General features: G+C 71.9%; 16 protein-coding genes and 1 pseudogene. 9 read left to right on the forward strand and 8 right to left on the reverse strand.

Features of this window, described 5'->3' with window-relative positions; translation table 11 throughout:
* Both ACFU99_RS10040 and ACFU99_RS10045 read left to right on the forward strand, forming a co-directional pair.
* Positions 1-483 (forward strand): annotated as a pseudogene (locus ACFU99_RS10040) (MFS transporter); the annotation flags it as partial.
* Between the two features lie 317 nt (positions 484-800).
* On the forward strand, positions 801-1,253 hold the full coding sequence (locus ACFU99_RS10045) for a VOC family protein (protein WP_384388512.1): 453 nt from the start codon (positions 801-803) through the stop codon (positions 1,251-1,253).
* A gap of 80 nt (positions 1,254-1,333) precedes the next feature.
* Here the strand turns inward: ACFU99_RS10045 and cseC are convergent, their stop codons facing one another.
* The 5 genes from cseC to ACFU99_RS10070 form a co-directional block, all read right to left on the reverse strand.
* Positions 1,334-2,641 carry a two-component system sensor histidine kinase CseC gene (cseC, locus tag ACFU99_RS10050; RefSeq protein ID WP_384388514.1) on the reverse strand — a complete coding sequence of 436 codons (1,308 nt, stop codon included), beginning with the start codon at positions 2,639-2,641 and terminating at the stop codon, positions 1,334-1,336.
* A gap of 266 nt (positions 2,642-2,907) precedes the next feature.
* Positions 2,908-3,618, reverse strand: coding sequence for a two-component system response regulator CseB (cseB, locus tag ACFU99_RS10055; protein ID WP_363231428.1), 711 nt, complete (start codon positions 3,616-3,618; stop codon positions 2,908-2,910).
* Positions 3,619-3,625: 7 nt separating this feature from the next.
* Complete coding sequence (locus ACFU99_RS10060; RefSeq protein WP_384388517.1) at positions 3,626-4,297, reverse strand: hypothetical protein; 672 nt, start codon at positions 4,295-4,297, stop codon at positions 3,626-3,628.
* A gap of 53 nt (positions 4,298-4,350) precedes the next feature.
* Positions 4,351-4,899, reverse strand: a complete 549-nt coding sequence (locus tag ACFU99_RS10065) for a SigE family RNA polymerase sigma factor (RefSeq protein WP_363135313.1) — start codon at positions 4,897-4,899, stop codon at positions 4,351-4,353.
* A gap of 476 nt (positions 4,900-5,375) precedes the next feature.
* The gene (locus ACFU99_RS10070; RefSeq protein WP_384388521.1) at positions 5,376-6,311 is read right to left on the reverse strand and encodes an A/G-specific adenine glycosylase; all 936 of its coding nucleotides are present in this window, start codon (positions 6,309-6,311) and stop codon (positions 5,376-5,378) included.
* A 269-nt stretch (positions 6,312-6,580) separates the two neighbouring features.
* On the opposite strand from ACFU99_RS10070, the gene ACFU99_RS10075 reads away from it, so the two are divergent.
* Both ACFU99_RS10075 and ACFU99_RS10080 read left to right on the forward strand, forming a co-directional pair.
* The gene (locus ACFU99_RS10075) at positions 6,581-7,111 is read left to right on the forward strand and encodes a pyridoxamine 5'-phosphate oxidase (protein ID WP_384388523.1); all 531 of its coding nucleotides are present in this window, start codon (positions 6,581-6,583) and stop codon (positions 7,109-7,111) included.
* A 189-nt stretch (positions 7,112-7,300) separates the two neighbouring features.
* Positions 7,301-8,122: a hypothetical protein gene (locus tag ACFU99_RS10080; RefSeq protein WP_384388526.1), complete on the forward strand. Its 822-nt coding sequence runs from the start codon at positions 7,301-7,303 to the stop codon at positions 8,120-8,122.
* A 122-nt stretch (positions 8,123-8,244) separates the two neighbouring features.
* Here ACFU99_RS10080 and ACFU99_RS10085 read toward each other — a convergent pair whose 3' ends face one another.
* Complete coding sequence (locus ACFU99_RS10085) at positions 8,245-8,892, reverse strand: TetR/AcrR family transcriptional regulator C-terminal domain-containing protein (protein ID WP_384388530.1); 648 nt, start codon at positions 8,890-8,892, stop codon at positions 8,245-8,247.
* Positions 8,893-8,987: 95 nt separating this feature from the next.
* Between ACFU99_RS10085 and ACFU99_RS10090 the strand changes: the two genes are divergently transcribed.
* From ACFU99_RS10090 to ACFU99_RS10105, 4 genes are all read left to right on the forward strand, one after another.
* Entirely contained in the window at positions 8,988-9,980 is a 993-nt protein-coding gene (locus tag ACFU99_RS10090) for a PDR/VanB family oxidoreductase (RefSeq protein ID WP_384388533.1), read from the forward strand.
* Positions 9,981-10,137: 157 nt separating this feature from the next.
* Positions 10,138-10,959: an MSMEG_1061 family FMN-dependent PPOX-type flavoprotein gene (locus ACFU99_RS10095; RefSeq protein WP_384388536.1), complete on the forward strand. Its 822-nt coding sequence runs from the start codon at positions 10,138-10,140 to the stop codon at positions 10,957-10,959.
* A gap of 173 nt (positions 10,960-11,132) precedes the next feature.
* Positions 11,133-11,654 carry a hypothetical protein gene (locus ACFU99_RS10100; RefSeq protein ID WP_384388539.1) on the forward strand — a complete coding sequence of 174 codons (522 nt, stop codon included), beginning with the start codon at positions 11,133-11,135 and terminating at the stop codon, positions 11,652-11,654.
* Complete coding sequence (locus ACFU99_RS10105) at positions 11,651-12,049, forward strand: winged helix-turn-helix domain-containing protein (RefSeq protein WP_384388541.1); 399 nt, start codon at positions 11,651-11,653, stop codon at positions 12,047-12,049. Before ACFU99_RS10100 ends, ACFU99_RS10105 begins: the two co-directional genes overlap by 4 nt.
* 48 nt (positions 12,050-12,097) lie before the next feature.
* On the opposite strand, the gene disA is transcribed toward ACFU99_RS10105, so the two are convergent.
* Together disA and radA are read right to left on the reverse strand one after the other, a co-directional pair.
* Positions 12,098-13,222 (reverse strand): DNA integrity scanning diadenylate cyclase DisA, encoded by a 1,125-nt coding sequence (gene disA, locus ACFU99_RS10110; RefSeq protein ID WP_384388544.1) that lies wholly within the window; start codon positions 13,220-13,222, stop codon positions 12,098-12,100.
* Between the two features lie 88 nt (positions 13,223-13,310).
* Positions 13,311-14,723 (reverse strand): DNA repair protein RadA, encoded by a 1,413-nt coding sequence (gene radA, locus ACFU99_RS10115; RefSeq protein ID WP_384388546.1) that lies wholly within the window; start codon positions 14,721-14,723, stop codon positions 13,311-13,313.
* Positions 14,724-15,243: 520 nt separating this feature from the next.
* Between radA and ACFU99_RS10120 the strand changes: the two genes are divergently transcribed.
* A partial coding sequence (locus tag ACFU99_RS10120; protein WP_384388548.1) for an RNA polymerase sigma factor occupies positions 15,244-16,356 on the forward strand: 1,113 nt, incomplete at its 3' end.

Consider the following 16,356-nt stretch of genomic DNA (forward strand, 5'->3'; position numbering starts at 1 on the left):
CCGGTGCTCGGGGCGCACGTACTCGGGGGCGCCGGACGCGGCACGCTGCTGCTCTCCGTCGTCGCCGCCTCCGCCCTCGCGGCCAACACGGTGCTCTCCCGCTTTCCTCGTCTGCTGCGTCCGGACGCCGTCCTGTGGTGCAGTTTCTTCGTCCTCGCCGCCGCGTTCCTGCTGGCGGCCACGGGCCGGACCGTGCCGCTCATCGCCGCCATGGTGCTCGTGGGGATCGGCGAGGGTCCGCAGCTCACCGCGCTCTTCGCGGTGCGGCACCGGGAGGCCCCGGAAGGGCTGAGCGGGCAGGTCTTCACGACGGGCGCGAGCCTGAAGATCACCGCGTTCGCGGTGGGGGCGGGGCTGGCCGGGCCGCTCGCCGCGTGGTCCCTGAGCGGCGCGCTGCTCGCCGCGGCCGGGGTCGAGCTCCTCGCGGCGCTGGTCTTCGCCGTGGTCGGTGCCTTCCGCTCGACGGAGAAACGGAGAAGATGACGGCGAAGGAGAAGGCTGCGGCTGCCGCTGCCCGTACCCCCTCGCGCGGCTGACCCCCGCCGCGCAGGGCCTCAAGCGGCGTTTTCGCAGCTCAGAGGCGATTGTCAGACCCCCCTGTCAGTATCTGGGGCAGTACGACAGCGCACGACAGGCACGACAGGCATGACAGCAACACCCGGCCTTGTACGGGCAGTCGCAGCGGCTGTGGCGGTCGCCCGGCCAAGGCCACGCGAAGCTCAAGAAGCGTGCTGTACCCGCCGCTGCCCACGGTGGCAGTGACGGACCTCATCGACGGACCTCATCCCTAGGAGCGCGTCATGATCAAGGGTCTCGCCATCGGCACTGTCTGGGTGCTCGACCAGGACCGGGCCAAGGAGTTCTACACCGAGAAGCTCGGCTTCGAGGTCCGGATGGACATGACCATCGGCGACGACGGAATGCGCTGGCTGACCGTCGGCGCCAAGAACCAGCCGGACTTCGAACTGACGCTGTCGCTGCCCAGCACGGGCAGGCTGGACGAGGAGTCCGTCGAGATGGTGAAGAAGCTGGTCGCCAAGGGCGCGTTGGGCCCCGGGGTACTGACCACCGACGACATCAAGGGCGACTACGAGGCGTTCAAGGCGAGGGGCGTCGAGTTCCTCCAGGAGCCGCAGGAGCGGCCGTACGGCATCGAGGCGGTCTTCCAGGACGACTCGGGCAACTGCTTCGCGCTCACTCAGCCGAGCGAGAAGATGGACATGAGCAAGAGCTGGGGGGAGTGCACCGAGTAGGCGGCGGTCAGCCGACGGACCCCGCCCGCAGGGACCGCAGGGACCGCAGGGACCACAGGGACCACAGGGACCACAGCAGCTCAGTCCGGTACCTGGATCACCGGGAAGCTCCCGGTGCTGGTGGGGGCCGACTCCGGTAGCCACAGCACCGCCACGGCTCCGGTGCCGCCCTCGGCGACCGGGTCCGCGTTGCGGAAGGTCAGCCGTGCGCCGAGGACCCTGGCCTGGCCGGCCGCGATGGTCAGGCCCAGGCCGTGGCCCTTGCCCGCGCGGTCCTTGCTTCCCGTACGGAAGCGGCTCGGGCCTTCCCGGAGCAGTTCCTCCGGGAACCCCGGGCCGTGGTCGCGGACCCGCAGCACCCGGCCCTCGACCGTGACCTCGAACGGCCCCTTGCCGTGCTTGGCGGCGTTGGCGAGGAGGTTGCCGAGGATGCGTTCGAGGCGGCGCGGGTCGGTGGAGACGTAGGCGTCCCGGATGACCCGGCAGTGGGCGTCCGGGGCGACCACCCGGACCCGGCGCATCACGAACTCGCCGAGTTCGACGTCCTGCATCTCCGCCCGCTCCGCGAAGCCGTCCAGCCGCGCCACCTCCAGCACGTCCTCGACGAGCGTGCGCATCGCCTGCGCCCGGTTCCGTACGAGTTCGGTGGGGCGGCCGGGCGGCAGCAGCTCGGCGGCGGTGAGCAGGCCGGTGACCGGGGTGCGCAGTTCGTGCGCGATGTCGGCGGTGACGCGCCGCTCGGCCTCCAGCCGGTCCTGGAGCGCCTCGGCCATGCCGTCCACGGCGCGCGCGAGGTCGTCCGTCTCATCGCGCACCCGGCCGCCGATGGAGTCGCCGACGCGCACGTCCGACTCGCCCTCGGCGAGGTTGCGGGCGGCGACGGCCGCCTTGCGCAGCCGCCGGGAGAGCTGCCCGCCGATCAGGATGCCGAGCGCGGAGCCGCCGAGCACCACCGAGATCGACCCGATGACCAGCGCCTTGTCCAGCTCGTCGAGGATCGCGAAACGGTCCTTGAACCGGGTGTGGACGGAGAGGATCTTGCCGTCGCGCAGCGGCACGGAGGCCCATACCTCCGGGGCGCCGCCCGAGTCCTGGAGGTAGGTGGCGCGCAGCCCGACGGCGGCGGCCTCCCGCAGCTGCTGCGGCAGCGCCGGGTCGTCGATCTTCGTGCGGAACAGCAGCCGGTGGGTGGAGTCGTAGATGCGCTGGGCGTCCTGCACGCGCTGGTCCATCACATCGCGGCTGTTGTCGAGCATCGAGACGCGTGCGGCGTTGTGCACGACGAGGCTCAGGGCGATGGCGACGAGCGCGCCCACCCCGGCGATGGCGAGGCTGACCTTCCAGCGCAGCCCGGTGCGCAGGGAGAGCTTCACCGTGTCCCGCCCCACGCCACGCTCCGTGGCGCACTTCGCCGCGCGCCCGCCTCCGCCCCGGCCGTACTCGGGGACTGCTGCCGAGGCGCACAGTGGCTTCCGGCGACGGCGATTCCGGCAACGGCGATTCCGATGACGGCGATTCCGGCGACGGCGATTCCGATGACGGTGACTCCGGCAACGGCGATTCCGGCGACGGTGACTCCGCCTACGGGGCTTTCACCGAGGAGGCTTTCGATGAGAGGGCTTCCGCCGAGAGGATGCGGCACCATGAGGAGAGGCTAGCCTCGAAGTTTGTAGCCGAAGCCGCGGACGGTCTCGATGCGGTCCTGGCCGATCTTGCCGCGCAGCCGCTGCACATGGACGTCGACGACGCGGGTGTCGCCGCCCCAGCCGTAGTCCCAGACCCGCTCCAACAGCCGGTCGCGGGAGAGCACGGTGCCGGGCGCGCCCGAGAATTCGAGCAGCAGCCGCATCTCGGTCGGGGTCAGCGCGACGGACCGGCCCCCTTTGCGCACCTCCATCCCCTCGGTGTCGACCTCCAGGTCGCCGAAGGTCAGCACGCCGCCCTCCAGCTGCGCGTCGTCGGCGCCGGAGGAAGCCGCGCCGCCCGGCCCGCTGGCGTGGCCGAAGCGCCGCAGCACCGCCCGGATGCGGGCGACGAGCACGGCGCCGTCGAAGGGCTTGGTGACGTAGTCGTCGGCGCCGGCCTCCAGGCCGAGCACCACGTCGATGGAGTCGGCGCGCGCCGACAGCATGATCACCGGGACGGTCGACTCGTCGCGGATCCGGCGGCACAGGCTGACGCCGTCCAGCCCCGGCACCATCACGTCGAGCAGCGCGATGTCCGGCTGGTGGGCGCGGAACTTCTCCAGGCCGGTCAGCCCGTCCGGCACGGCGGTCACCTCGAAGCCGTCGCGCTCCAGGGCGAGCTGGGTGGCCTCGCGGATGACGTCGTCATCCTCGACGAAAAGCACATGTGTATCGGCCACCGCTGCTCTAGCCCTCCGTTCCCGCGCTGGGGAGGTCGTCCTTGTCGTCGCCGTTGACGGTCTTGCTGTAGTCGGTGTGCGTGCGCCCGGTCTCCTGGAACTTGCCCTTCGTCCAGTGGTACGTGACCACGTCCTCGCTGGAAGGGCAGCACGCCTCGTCCCCAGAAGCGTAGATCTGCCGGGTCACTCGCAGGTCACGGCGGTCGATGTCGGCGTAGACGGGCGACTGCTCGGCCGCGAACACGTTTTCGTACGAGTCCGGGTCCGCCGAGTCCGATTGCGATCCCGAGCCCGATTTCGATGCCGAGTCGGACCCCGACCCCGACCCCGAGTCGTCCTTGGGCCGGTACACATAGGCGCCCACGCCGAAGGAGTCGCCGCAGGTCAGGATGTTCACCACGATGTCGGTCCGGGCCGCGCCGGTCAGCTGCCCGTACGAGACGTCGACGGGGTACTGGTTCTTCGCGCACGGCTTCAGATTCCGCTTGATCTGCGGGCTGACCTTCGGGTCGCCCTTGATCAGCGCGACGGCGTCGACCTTCTCCTGGGAGGGAGAAACCGACGCCGCGGGTGTTCGCTTCGCTTTGGCCGCGCTCTCGTTGTGCGCGGGGCCCTCTTTCCGTACGCCCTCGCCGCTCGCGTTGCAGCCGGACAGCACGAGGCAGGCGGCGGCGGCCATGGAGACCGCCGTGCCGCCCGTGATCAGTGCTGGCCTGGGAGGAGCCGGCTTTTTCAGGCCGCGCACCGTTCCTGCCCCCGCTCGCCTCGTTCCAGCGCGTGGAAGTCCAGGTCGCGGCTCTCCAGTTCCTGACGCAGACGGGCCAGCGCCCGGTGCAGCGTGCTCTTGACCGTGCCGGTCGACATGCCGAGCGCCTCCGCCGTCTCCTCAGTGCTCATCTGCTCCCAGTGTCGCAGCACGACGACGCTGCGCTGCTTGGGGGCGAGGACTCCGAGGATGTCCATCAGCAGGGCGCGGTCGGCGTGTTGCTCGGTGCCGTCCTCGACGCTCGCGTCCGGCAGCTGCTCGGTCGGCACCTCGTCGAGCTTACGGGCGCGCCACCACTCCGTGCGAGTGTTGATCATGACACGTCGGAGATAGGCGTCGGCCAGCGACTTGTCGGCTATGCCGTCCCAGCGGCCGTACGTGCGCACCAGCGCGGTCTGGAGCAGGTCCTGAGCGTCGATGGGGTCCGGAACCAGTCGGCGGGCACTGCGCAACAGCGCGTCCTGCCGGTTGCGGACGTACTCCTCAAAATCCAGAACCTTGCCGCTGCCAGCCATCCGAGCAGCCTCCATTCCGCTTGCGTTCCCCGCGTCACGCTGGTGGTCGTCCAGCACGTAGAGGACGCTACGGAGGTGCTGTTGCGACACGATGTGCGATAGCCCTTCGGCATGTGCACAGCTGTCCATAGGTTGTGTAACAGGGGGAACGAACCGGACATTACCCTCGTCCGGATTGCGGACCGTGACGGATCGGTGACGGCTTTCCGGCGGGTTTTTGGTGACGAAAGGCCCCTGTAATGGGGGCAGTTGGAGCCTGTGGGACGGTTGCGGCGTTTGTTGTTACGGCAGCCTTCATGACCGTTGCGTCCGCTGTTACGCCACCCGTTACGACCGCCGTTACGCGAGCCGTTAGGTCCGTCGTCACGCGAGCCGCTACAAGGGTCGTCGCGCGAGTCGTTAGGTCCGTCGTCACGCGAGTCGTTACGTCCGTCGTCACGCGAGCCGCTACAAGGGTCGTCGCGCGCGCCACCGCCTCACGTCAGCGGCAGCCGGTACGCGCCGTCGGCGAGCGGTTCCACGAGCCCGTCCGCGACCAGGCCGTCGAGCGCGCGGGCCCGCTGGATCGGCTCGTCCCACACCCCGTCCAGCACCGCCTGCTCCACCGGTCCGACCGCCTCGCGCAGCACGGCCAGCAGCTTGCCGCGCACCTGCCGGTCCGTACCGGCGTAGGTCTGGCCGCGCCGCGCCGGGCCGTCGTGCGCCGGCGACCCCGCAGCCAGCCAGGCGCACCGCGCGGCGATCGGGCAGCGCCCGCAGGCGGGGCTGCGGGCCGTGCAGACCAGCGCGCCCAGCTCCATGGTCGCGGCGGCCCAGGCGGCGGCGGTCGGCTCCTCCTCCGGCAGCAGGGCGCGGGCGAGCTTGCGCTCGGCAGCGGTGGTCGCGTTCGGCGGGTACTGCACGCCGGTCACGGCGCGCGCGAAGACCCGGCGCACGTTGGTGTCGAGGACCGGGTGCCGCTGCCCGTACGCGAAGGAGGCGACGGCGGACGCGGTGTACTCGCCGACGCCGGGCAGCGCCAGCAGCTTGGTGTGGTCGTCCGGTACGTCCCCGCCGTGCCGTTCCGCTATCGCCGCCGCGGCGCCGTGCAGCCGCAGCGCGCGGCGCGGGTAACCGAGCCGGCCCCAGGCGCGTACGGCCTCGCCGGGCGGCTCGGCGGCCAGGTCGGCGGGGCGCGGCCAGCGCGCCAGCCACTGCCCGTACACCGGCAGCACCCGGCTGACAGGGGTCTGCTGGAGCATGAACTCGCTGACCATCACGGCCCAGGGGCCCGCGTCGGGGCGGCGCCAGGGCAGGTCGCGCGCGTGCGTGTCGAACCAGTCGATGACGGCGGCGTGCAGGGCCGCGGGGGGCGGGGACGCGGGGGAGGCGGCCGGCGTCGAGGGCGTGGGTGTCGTGGGCAGAGTCGTCATAGCACCGTCGATCCTGGCACGGCCGGGCGGAGGCATGCGTGACGCCCCAGGTCGGACCGCGCGCGTCCCCGCCATGATCTTGGCTTTCGCGTACCGGCCGCCGTGGCTGTGGCTCTGGTCGTGACCATGGCCGTGGCCGAGGGAGTGGCCGAGGGAGTCGTGGCGGGCGCGAGTGATCCAATGTCGGCGGCGCCTCTATATAGACGGGTGCCTCTATACGTATAGGTGCGTACGGTCGCACCTCGCGCGCCGCCCCCGAGGAGTTCACGATGGCCCAGGACGACCCCGACAGCGCGCCCGGCACGCCCGGCACGCCCGGCTCGGACGGCTCGGACGGCTCGGGCGTCCCCGGCTCCATCCTGCGGGCGCTCGACGGACACACCACGATGACGCTCGCGTATATCGACGAGGACGGCCCGCAGGCATGCGCCGTGCTGTACGCGCGGGGCGGCGGCGCCGAGGCGCCCGTCCTCCACTTCGTCACCTCGACCTCCACCCGGCACGGCCGCGCCCTCGACGCGCCCGGCGCGCGCGCCGCCTTCACGGCGCAGCGCGACGGGCAGGAGTGGACGGAGCTGACGGGGATGCAGGGCCGGGGCGGCTGCCGCCGGCTGGCGGGCGCGGAACGGGCGGACGCCTGGCGTACGTACACGGAGCGCTTCCCCTTCACCGTCGCCTCCGAACGGCTGCGGGCCGCCATGGAGGCCACGGACCTGTGGGAACTGCGTCCCGACTGGCTCAGGTTGATCGACAACGCGCAGGGGTTCGGGCACAAGCGGGAGTGGTCCGCGTCACGTTGACGGCGGCTCGGGCCCGTACGTCCGTATACCTCGCGGCCCCGTCGCGTGTTGAACGGCGTCGGCGTGTCGGGCGTCTGAGGGCCGCCGAACCGGGTGTGAGCACGGCTTCCGGGCAGATGATGAGAAAAGTACGGGGCCCCACGGCGGGTATTGGCTGGTGCCGTGGCGGATCTCTCGTAGAGTCTTCGCGTGGGATCTCTGCGCAATCCGATCGGGCCGCTTCCCTCCTCCATCTACTGGCGGCGGAGGTCAGTTGCGCTGGCCCTGATCGCGCTGCTGGTGCTGCTGGTGGTGTGGGCCGTCAATCTGGGCGGCGGCGGGAGCGGCAGCGCCGGCAAGAACGACCAGGGCAAGGGGGCGGGCGGCAAGGACTCCGACCCCAGCAGCACCATCACGCCGGGGCCGACCCCGTCCGGTACGCACTACGGCCAACGGCCCGGCGGCCGCGACGAGTCCGGTAACGGTGGCGGAAGCGGCGGTTCCGGTTCTGGTGGCAGCGGCGGCAATGGCGGCAGCGGCGGTACGGGCTCGGGCGGGGCCGCGGGCGCGGGCGCGGGCGCGCTCGGAGCCGGCGACGGTAAGGCCGTGCCGGCCGGGTCGAGCCTGCCGGACTGCACCACCTCGGATGTGCATCTGACGGTGCGCAGCGTGAAGAACACCTACGCCCCGGACGAGAAGCCGAAGTTCGAGGTCATCGCCAAGAACACGGGCAGCGGCGCCTGCAAGGTCGACTTCGGCGTCAAGTCCGCCGTGCTGAAGATCGCGCCGACCAAGGAGGCCGACAAGCCGGTGTGGTCCTCGGGCGACTGCCCGAAGGGCGACGGCCCGGCCCCGTTCGAGGTCGCGGCCGACAGCGAGACCAAGCGCACGGTGGAGTGGGACCGCAAGCCGAGCGCCGCCAATTGCGCTACGCCGGCCGCGGATTCCGTCAAGCCCGGCACGTATCTGGTCGAGGCGGAGGTTCCGGGGCTGGGCAAGTCGCAGGGGTCGTTCGTCCTCGCGGAGGACTAGGCGCTTCACTGGAGAGCCGGCGCCCGAAGTGCGGTTCCCGCCGGGTCCGATGGTCGCCCGCGGGCGCGTCGTGGCCGGTCGCGCAGTTCCCCGCGCCCCTTCGGGCCGCGCTGTACGGAGCGCTATCGCCCCGAAGCCAGTTCCTCGCGGATTCCCGTTGTGATCATCCTGAGCCCGAAGGCGAATCTGGCGTCGAAGTCGAGCATGGACGGCAGTGCGCTGTGGGCCAGGTGCGGGTAGTCCTCGGCGGAGAGGGCCGCCCGCACGTCTTCGGGGTCCACGCCGATGCGGCCCTGCTGTTCCAGCACCTCTCCCAGTACGTAGGAGAAGACGGTGGTGATGGCCCAGACCGCCTCCTCTCCCGCGCAGCCCGCTTCCTCCATCGCGCCGAGCAGGGAGTCGGCGACCGTCAGGGTGGGCTGCCGGGTGGTGTAGGAGCCGCCCACGATGCGGGCTCCGTCGCGCTGGCCGAGCAGGGCCGCGCGCAGCCGTCCGGCCAGTACGGCGACGCGGTCCTCCCAGCCCGCCTCGGGGAGCGGGCCGAGCGCCGAGGCCAGGACCGCGTCGGCCATCGCGTCCAGCAGGGCGTCCTTGTCGTGGAACAGCCGGTACAGGGCGGGCGGCTGGGTGCCGAGGGCGTCGCACAGCCGACGCATCGTCAATGACTCCAGTCCACCGAGGTTGACCAGGGCCAACGCTGTGTCCACCACGGTGTCCGCCCGGACCGGGCCCTTGCGCGTACGGGCTTCGGCGCTTCCCTGAATTGACATGTTAACGATGTTATCACTAGCGTGACGACGTCGTTGTTAACGTCGTTACTGGCTCTCTCGGGCAGTCCACGAGGAGCCCGTCCGAAGGAGGAGGAATGGCGACCGAGACCGTGCCCGCCGCCGCTGAACCACAGGCTCCGGAGCCCGAACGGCGGGAAACCCTGGTGATGGTGCGACAGCTGCGCTGGGAGGCCGCCGGAGTGGTCTCCGTGCTGCTGGCCCGGCCGGACGGCGGGCAGTTGCCGCCCTGGCGGCCCGGCGCCCATGTGGAGCTGCTGATGCCCACCGGCATCACCCGGCAGTACTCGCTGTGCGGCTCCCCCGACGACCTCTCCGCGTACCGCATCGCGGTGCGGCACCTGCCCACGAGCCGCGGCGGATCGGAGTACGTGCACTCCTTCCTGCGCCCCGGCCAGCCGCTGACGATCCGCGGCCCCCGCGACAACTTCGGCTTCGAGCCGGCCGACTCCTACCTGTTCATCGCGGGCGGCATCGGCATCACCCCGATCCTGCCGATGGTGCGCCAGGCGATCGACGCGGGCGCGGAGTGGCAGCTCTTCTACGGCGGGCGGTCCGCCGTCTCCATGGCGTTCCGCGACGAGCTGGCGCCGCACCGGGACTCCGTACGCCTCTACCCCGCGGACAGGGCCGGGCACATTCCGCTGGCCGACCTGCTCGGCGGGACCGCGCCCGGCACGGTCGTCTACGCCTGCGGGCCCGAGCCGCTGCTCGACGCCGTGACGGACGGCGGCGCGCATCTGCCCAAGGGGACCGTGCGCATGGAGCGGTTCCGGCCGCGGACCAGGGAGCCGCTGCCCAACGCCCCGGTCGAGGTGGTCTGCAAGCGGTCCGGAAAGACCGTCGACGTACCGGCGGAGCGCAGCGTCCTGGACGCGCTCGGCGACGCGGGGCTGCGGGTTCCCAGTTCATGCCGCGAGGGCGTGTGCGGCACCTGCGAGACGCGGGTGCTGGAGGGCGTGCCGGACCACCGCGACGACATCCTCTCCGAGGACGAGCGGGAGAACGGCGACCGGATGTTCGTCTGCGTCTCCCGCGCCCGCACCCCTCAGCTGGTCCTCGACCTCTGACCGGCCCGTACCGGTACCTCTGACCGGCCCGTACCGGTTCCTCTGGCCCGTACCGGTTCCTCTGGCCGGCCCGTACCGGTACCTCTGACCGGCCGTCACCGATCCGTCCGCTCAACCGCCTAGTCCGCCCACCCGCCCATTCACCAAGGAGCGCATCATGGACCTGGCCACAGCCCCCCGGCACACCACCGACACCACCACCGGCACCACCACCGCCTTCACCGGCACCGGCACCGGCACCGACGACGCGTACGACCCGTTCTCCACCGTCGGCACCGAAACCGCCCCGGCCTGGTGGGACCACCGCCGGCCCGCCCCCGAGCACACCGCCGCCGACGCCTTCACCCCCATCGGGATGGGCCGCGTCCGGGAGATCCTCGGCGAGCCGCAGCCGTTCATCGCGGAGAAGAAGGAGCCGTTCATCGGCGACTTCATGCGCCGCTTCATCGCCCACAGCACCTTCTTCTGCCTGGCCACCGTCGACGAGACGGGGGCCGTGGACGCCAGCCCCAAGGGCGACCCGCCCGGCTCGGTCCGCGTCCTGGACCCGTGGACCCTGGCCGTCCCCGACCGTCCGGGCAACCGCACCGCCGACACCTTCGAGAACATCACCCGCAGCCCCGGCGTCGGCATGGTCTTCTTCGTGCCCGGCGTACGGGAGACGGTCCGTATCAACGGCGACGCGTTCGTCACCGACGACCCCGACCTGCTGCACCGCCTCGGCGCGGAGGGCAAGCCCGCCGTCCTCGCGACGATCGTGAAGGTGCGCGAGGCGTTCTTCCAGTGCGGAAAGGCCGTGATCCGCGCCCGGCTCTGGGAGGACGACCCGCGCGGCCTGGCCGACTCCCTGACCCTGACCAGCGACTTCTACGCCCAGGTCACCGCGCAGATGGCGGAGAAGATGGCGGCGAACCTCGGCGAGGGGCTGGGGTCCCTGGGCACGATCGTCCAACATCACTACGACACGGAGCTGTTCTGACCTTCTGACCTTCTGGCCGTCTGACCTTCTGGCTCCTGACCTTAAGGCGCGGTCCTGTGCTCCGGTTGCCTACGACCGAGCAGGGCAGCCACTACTTTCCAATTGGAAAGTAGTGGCATGATGGCAACAGCCAGCCGGTCGTGACGCCGGTAAGGGAGAGCCAGGAGCGCGCAATGGAACAGAACACCGCCGGCGGCGGCGGACCACGCGGCGCCTCTCTGCCGGTCGATGTCGCAACGAGCGCCCTGCGGGGCATCGAGTGCGCCCAGGCCCGCGCGCGACTCCAGGCCCGGCTCGTGCCCGATTGGTACGGGCCGCTGAGCGGTGCGGTCATCGCGATCTACTGCGTCGCCGCACAGCGGCTCCTGGAGGCTGACAAGATTCTCGTTCAGCAATGGGTCGTGTGGCCGCTGGCCATGCTGGTGGCCCTCGCGCTCAGGAGGGCCTCGAAGCGGAGCAGGGGCGTGATCCAGTCCAGGTCCGCACTGTCCGGGACGGAGCGCGGGAAAATGATCCGCACGGTCCTGGCCCCCGCCGTCGCCGCCGCCTGCCTGGTGGGGCTCGCGTGCTGGGCAGCCGGTGGCGGGACGCATGTCACCGTCGTCGCCATGGCCGTCGTCCTGGGGCTCGGCATCTGGGCCGGCTTTGCCCGGCACAACACCGTGATCAGGCGCCGACTCCACGAACTGGCGTGAACGCCGGACCGGCACAGCCGCGAGCATCCGCCCTCGACGAGAGGCTGCGCACCCCCTCCCGGCTGGCCGTCGTGGCGTTCCTTTCCGCCTGCGAGGAAGCCGAGTTCGCGGTGGTCCGTGACCATTGCCAGGTGTCCGACTCGCTCCTGAGCAAGGCCGCGTCGGCCCTGGAGGCCGCCGGATACATCGAGATCCGTAAGGGCTACATCGGCAAACGGCCGCGGACCTGGCTCTCCCTCACCCCTGCCGGACATCTCTCACTGGCCCAACACGTCACAGCGTTGCAGGGCATCATCTCCGCGGCTCAGAACGCCGGCGCGAGCGCACAAGCCGAACCGGTCGGGCCAACGGATGCCGCCGAGAGCACATGGAGCGACGACGCGCCGATCGTTTAGACGACGACGCGCCGATCGTTTAGCCCTGGACGACGACGTGCCGATCGTCTACACGTATCGCTCCAGGATCGACGACTCCGCCAGCCGGGAGAGGCCCTCGCGGACCGAGCGGGCGCGGGCCTCGCCGACGCCGTCGACGGTCTGGAGGTCGTCGACGCTCGCGGCGAGCAGCTTCTGGAGGCCGCCGAAGTGGTCCACGAGCCGCTCGATGATGGCGTTCGGCAGCCGGGGGACCTTCGCGAGGAGGCGGTAGCCGCGCGGCGAGACCGCCGAGTCGAGGGTCTCGGGCGAGCCGCTGTAGCCCAGGGCGCGGGCCACGATGGGCAGTTCCAGCAGCTCGGAGTGGGTGAGCGAGTCGAGCTCGGCCAGCGCCTCGGGGACCGTGCGGGTCCGCTTCGCGGTGGGCTGGGGGACGTAGTCGCGCACGACCAGTTCGCGCTCCGGCTCCACGCCGGCGATCAACTCGTCCAGCTGGAGTGAGAGGAGCCGCCCGTCGGTGCCCAACTCCACCACGTACTCGGCGATTTCGGTGGCGATGCGGCGGACCATCTCCAGGCGCTGGGCGACCGCCGTGACATCGCGGACCGTCACCAGGTCCTCGATCTCCAGGGCCGAGAGCGTGCCCGCGACCTCGTCGAGGCGGAGCTTGTAGCGCTCCAGGGTGGCGAGCGCCTGGTTGGCGCGGGAGAGGATCGCCGCCGACTCCTCCAGGACGCGCCGCTCCCCGTCCACGTACAGCGCGATGAGCCGCATCGACTGGCTGACGGAGACGACGGGGAAGCCCGCCTGGATGGAGACGCGCTGCGCGGTGCGGTGCCGGGTGCCGGTCTCCTCGGTGGGGATGGAGGCGTCCGGCACGAGCTGCACCCCGGCTCGCACGATCTTGGTGATGTCCTTGTCGAGGACCAGCCCGCCGTCGAGCTTGCACAGCTCGCGCAGCCGGGTCGCCGAGAACTCGACGTCCAGGACGAAGCCGCCCGTGCACATCGATTCGACGGTCTTGTCCATGCCCAGCACGATGAGCCCGCCCGTGTTGCCGCGGAGGATGCGCTCCAGGCCGTCGCGCAAGGCGGTGCCGGGGGCGACCGCGCTCAGCGAGGCGCGCATCAGACCGTCGGCACCGGAGCTTCCCCCGGCCCTGCCGGGGCCCGATGCCCGGTCGTTGGCTGCCACTGCACTCCTCCGGTCGCAAGGTCAACGGTGCCGCAGCCCGCCCCTCCGGCGCGTGCACGCGGGCGTACGGGCGAGACCAGGGCAAAGTCTACCGGCGCTCGTCCTCCTCCTGTGGGGCCTCCCGGCGGACGCGCTTCGGCAGCACCCGGAGGGCGTCCCCTATGTCGGCGACCTCCAGGACCCGCATGCCGCTCGGAATCTTCCCCGGGTCGCCCGGCACGAGGGCGTGGGTGAAGCCGAGCCGTGACGCCTCGGCGAGCCGCCGCTGTACGCCCGTGACCCGCCTGACCTCGCCCGCGAGCCCCACCTCGCCGACGGCCACGAGGTTCTGCGGCAGCGGGGTGTCGCTCGCGGCGCTGGCCAGGGCGAGCGCGATGGCGAGGTCGGCGGCCGGCTCGGAGAGCTTCACGCCGCCGACCGTGGCGCTGTAGATGTCCCGCTTGCCGAGCGCGCTGATCCGGCCGCGCTGTTCGAGCACGGCGAGCATCATCGAGACGCGGGAGGTCTCCAGGCCGGAGGTGGTGCGGCGGGGGGAGGGGATCTGCGAGTCGACGGTGAGCGCCTGGACCTCGGCGACCAGCGGGCGGCGGCCCTCCAGGGTGACGGTCAGACAGGTGCCGGGCACGGGCTCGGAGCGGCGGGTGAGGAAGAGGCCGGAGGGGTCGGCGAGGCCCGTGATGCCCTCGTCGTGCAGCTCGAAGCAGCCGACCTCATCCGTCGCCCCGTAGCGGTTCTTGACGCCGCGCACCAGGCGCAGCCGGGCGTGGCGGTCGCCCTCGAAGCTGAGGACGACGTCGACGAGGTGCTCCAGCAGCCGGGGCCCGGCGATCGCGCCGTCCTTGGTGACGTGGCCGACGAGCAGCGTGGCCATGCCGCGCTCCTTGGAGGCGCGGATCAGGGCCCCCGCCACCTCGCGGACCTGGGCCATGCCGCCGGGCGCCCCGTCGATCTCCGAGGACGCCACTGTCTGGACGGAGTCCATGATCAGGAGCGAGGGCTTGACCGTGTCGAGGTGGCCGAGCACCGCCGACAGGTCGGTCTCGGCGGCGAGGTAGAGGTGGTCGGAGAGGGCGTTGATACGGTCGGCGCGCAGCCGGACCTGGCTGGCCGACTCCTCGCCCGTCACATAGAGCGTGCGGTGCTCGTCGGAGGACGCCTTCGCCGCCACGTCCAGCAGCAGCGTCGACTTGCCGACGCCCGGCTCGCCCGCGAGCAGCACGACCGCGCCGGGCACGAGGCCGCCGCCGAGGACGCGGTCCAGCTCGTCGACGCCGGTGGAGCGCGCGGTGGCCGTGCGCCCGTCCACTTGGCCGATCGGCAGGGCGGCGGCGGTGACCCGGCCGGGCGCCGTCGTACGGACCGCGGGGGCGCCGCCGAACTCCTCGACCGTGCCCCATGCGTGGCACTCCGGGCAGCGGCCGAGCCACTTGGCGGTGGTCCAGCCGCACTCGGTGCAGCGGTAGGAGGGGCGGTCCTTGGCGGACGCTTTGCGGGTTGCCATGCCGGTAACGCTAGCGGCAGGCACCGACAACGCTCACCACGCGGCCCGAGGCTGTGGATAACTCCGTATCCGCGATCACGGAACGTCAGGCCGGTGTCCCCTTTTGAGGGAGATGGTCACCCGTAAGGGTTAAAAGGGAGCAAGAGGCGCGAGACGATCTGCATCATCCTTCTACCGTCGCCGGGTGATGAGCAGCAGGCCCGACCACCCCACGCACTCCACCGGCGCACACCGGGCGCGGCGTCGTGCGCCCCAATTGCCTCAAGAGCCCCAGCCGTCGCAGTCCCTCCGGCCTCCCCAGGCCCCTCCGTCCCAAGAGCTTCCGCCGCCGCAGCCGCGGTCGGCGTCCGTGCCGTCTCAGCCGTCTCAGCCGTCTCAGCCGTCTCAGCCGTCTCAGCCGTCTCAGTCGTCTCAGTCGTCTCAGTCGTCTCAGTCGACCGAGTCGGCCCAGTCGCAGAGGCCCTCCCAGCCGCAGGGGCCCTCCCAGTCGCCGGGGCCCTCCCAGCCGACTCGGCAGCCCCTGGCGGCTAAGCAGCCCCCGACGGCTCAGCAGCCCCCGTCCGCCCAGTCGGCGGTGGAGCCGCTCTCGCGGTACGAGCCGTATCTGGACGGGCTGTTCACCTACTGCCTGTCCGTTCTGTGCGAGCACGACGCGGCGACCGCCGTGCTCGGTGAGGTGCTCGCCCTCGCCGAGCGGCGCGGCGACCGCTGCCCCGACGGCGAGGGACTGCGCCGCCCCTGGCTGTACGCCCTCGCCCGCTGGACCTGTCTGCGCAAGCTCACCGAACTCAACGCCGAACACACAGAGAACGCCGCACACACCAAGCGCACCGCGGACGCCGCCTTCGCCGCCGCGGACTCCTTGTCCGAGGCCGCCGCCGGACAGCGGCAGCGCGAACTGGCGCGGCTCGCCTGGCCCGAGGCCGCCGGCACCTCCTCCGAACAGCGCGAGGCCCTGGAGCTCGCCGTGCGCCACCGGCTCTCCCCGGCCGAGGTCGCGACGGTGCTGCGCATGGAGCAGGGCGCGGCGCGGGCCCTGCTGTCCGCCGCCGCGTGCGAGGTGGAGCGGACCCGTACCGCGCTCGCCGTCGTCGAGCTGGGGAACTGCCAGGTCGTCGCCCGGCTCGCCGAGGACACCCAGGTGCTCCTCGGCACGGCGCTCCGCAGCGAGCTGGTGCGCCACGTCGACGAGTGCCGCGACTGCCGCCGCACCGCCGAGCGGGCCACCGCGGGCGGCCCCTGGCCCGGCATGGTCGCCTCCGCCGCGGCCCTGCCCGTCATGGAAGCGCCGCGTCCGGCGGCGCTCGCCGCCATGCGGCTCGCGCTGCGCGCACGCCCGGCGCGCGGCACCACGCTCGCGGGCCCCCGCTTCGACCGGAGCGGCTTCCCCATGGCGCCCAAGGACCGCGCCGCGCGCCGCCGCCGGATCCGCAACCGCGCCGTCACGACGACGGTGGTCGCGACGGTGGTGGCCGCGCCCGTGCTCGCCCTGTGGGCCGCCTACCGCGGCGCGCCGGAGACGGGGGAGGGGCAGGACGGTGCGGCGTCCGTGACGGCCCGTTCCTCGGACGGGCTCGACGGGCGTCCGTACGAGAAGGCGGGGAGCGTACGGAGCGAGCGCGTCGTCCCGAGC

Source organism: Streptomyces sp. NPDC057654 (assembly GCF_042800135.1).
Taxonomy (GTDB): domain Bacteria; phylum Actinomycetota; class Actinomycetes; order Streptomycetales; family Streptomycetaceae; genus Streptomyces.

Coding starts and splice junctions, on each gene's coding strand:
- ACFU99_RS10090 (WP_384388533.1), top strand. CDS start 8,988: ATGGCGACCGAGACCGTGCCCGCCGCCGCTGAACCACAGGCTCCGGAG.
- ACFU99_RS10045 (WP_384388512.1), top strand. CDS start 801: ATGATCAAGGGTCTCGCCATCGGCACTGTCTGGGTGCTCGACCAGGAC.
- ACFU99_RS10060 (WP_384388517.1), bottom strand. CDS start 4,297: ATGGCCGCCGCCGCCTGCCTCGTGCTGTCCGGCTGCAACGCGAGCGGC.
- ACFU99_RS10065 (WP_363135313.1), bottom strand. CDS start 4,899: ATGGCTGGCAGCGGCAAGGTTCTGGATTTTGAGGAGTACGTCCGCAAC.
- radA (WP_384388546.1), bottom strand. CDS start 14,723: ATGGCAACCCGCAAAGCGTCCGCCAAGGACCGCCCCTCCTACCGCTGC.
- ACFU99_RS10095 (WP_384388536.1), top strand. CDS start 10,138: ATGGACCTGGCCACAGCCCCCCGGCACACCACCGACACCACCACCGGC.
- ACFU99_RS10070 (WP_384388521.1), bottom strand. CDS start 6,311: ATGACGACTCTGCCCACGACACCCACGCCCTCGACGCCGGCCGCCTCC.
- ACFU99_RS10075 (WP_384388523.1), top strand. CDS start 6,581: ATGGCCCAGGACGACCCCGACAGCGCGCCCGGCACGCCCGGCACGCCC.
- ACFU99_RS10085 (WP_384388530.1), bottom strand. CDS start 8,892: ATGTCAATTCAGGGAAGCGCCGAAGCCCGTACGCGCAAGGGCCCGGTC.
- ACFU99_RS10100 (WP_384388539.1), top strand. CDS start 11,133: ATGGAACAGAACACCGCCGGCGGCGGCGGACCACGCGGCGCCTCTCTG.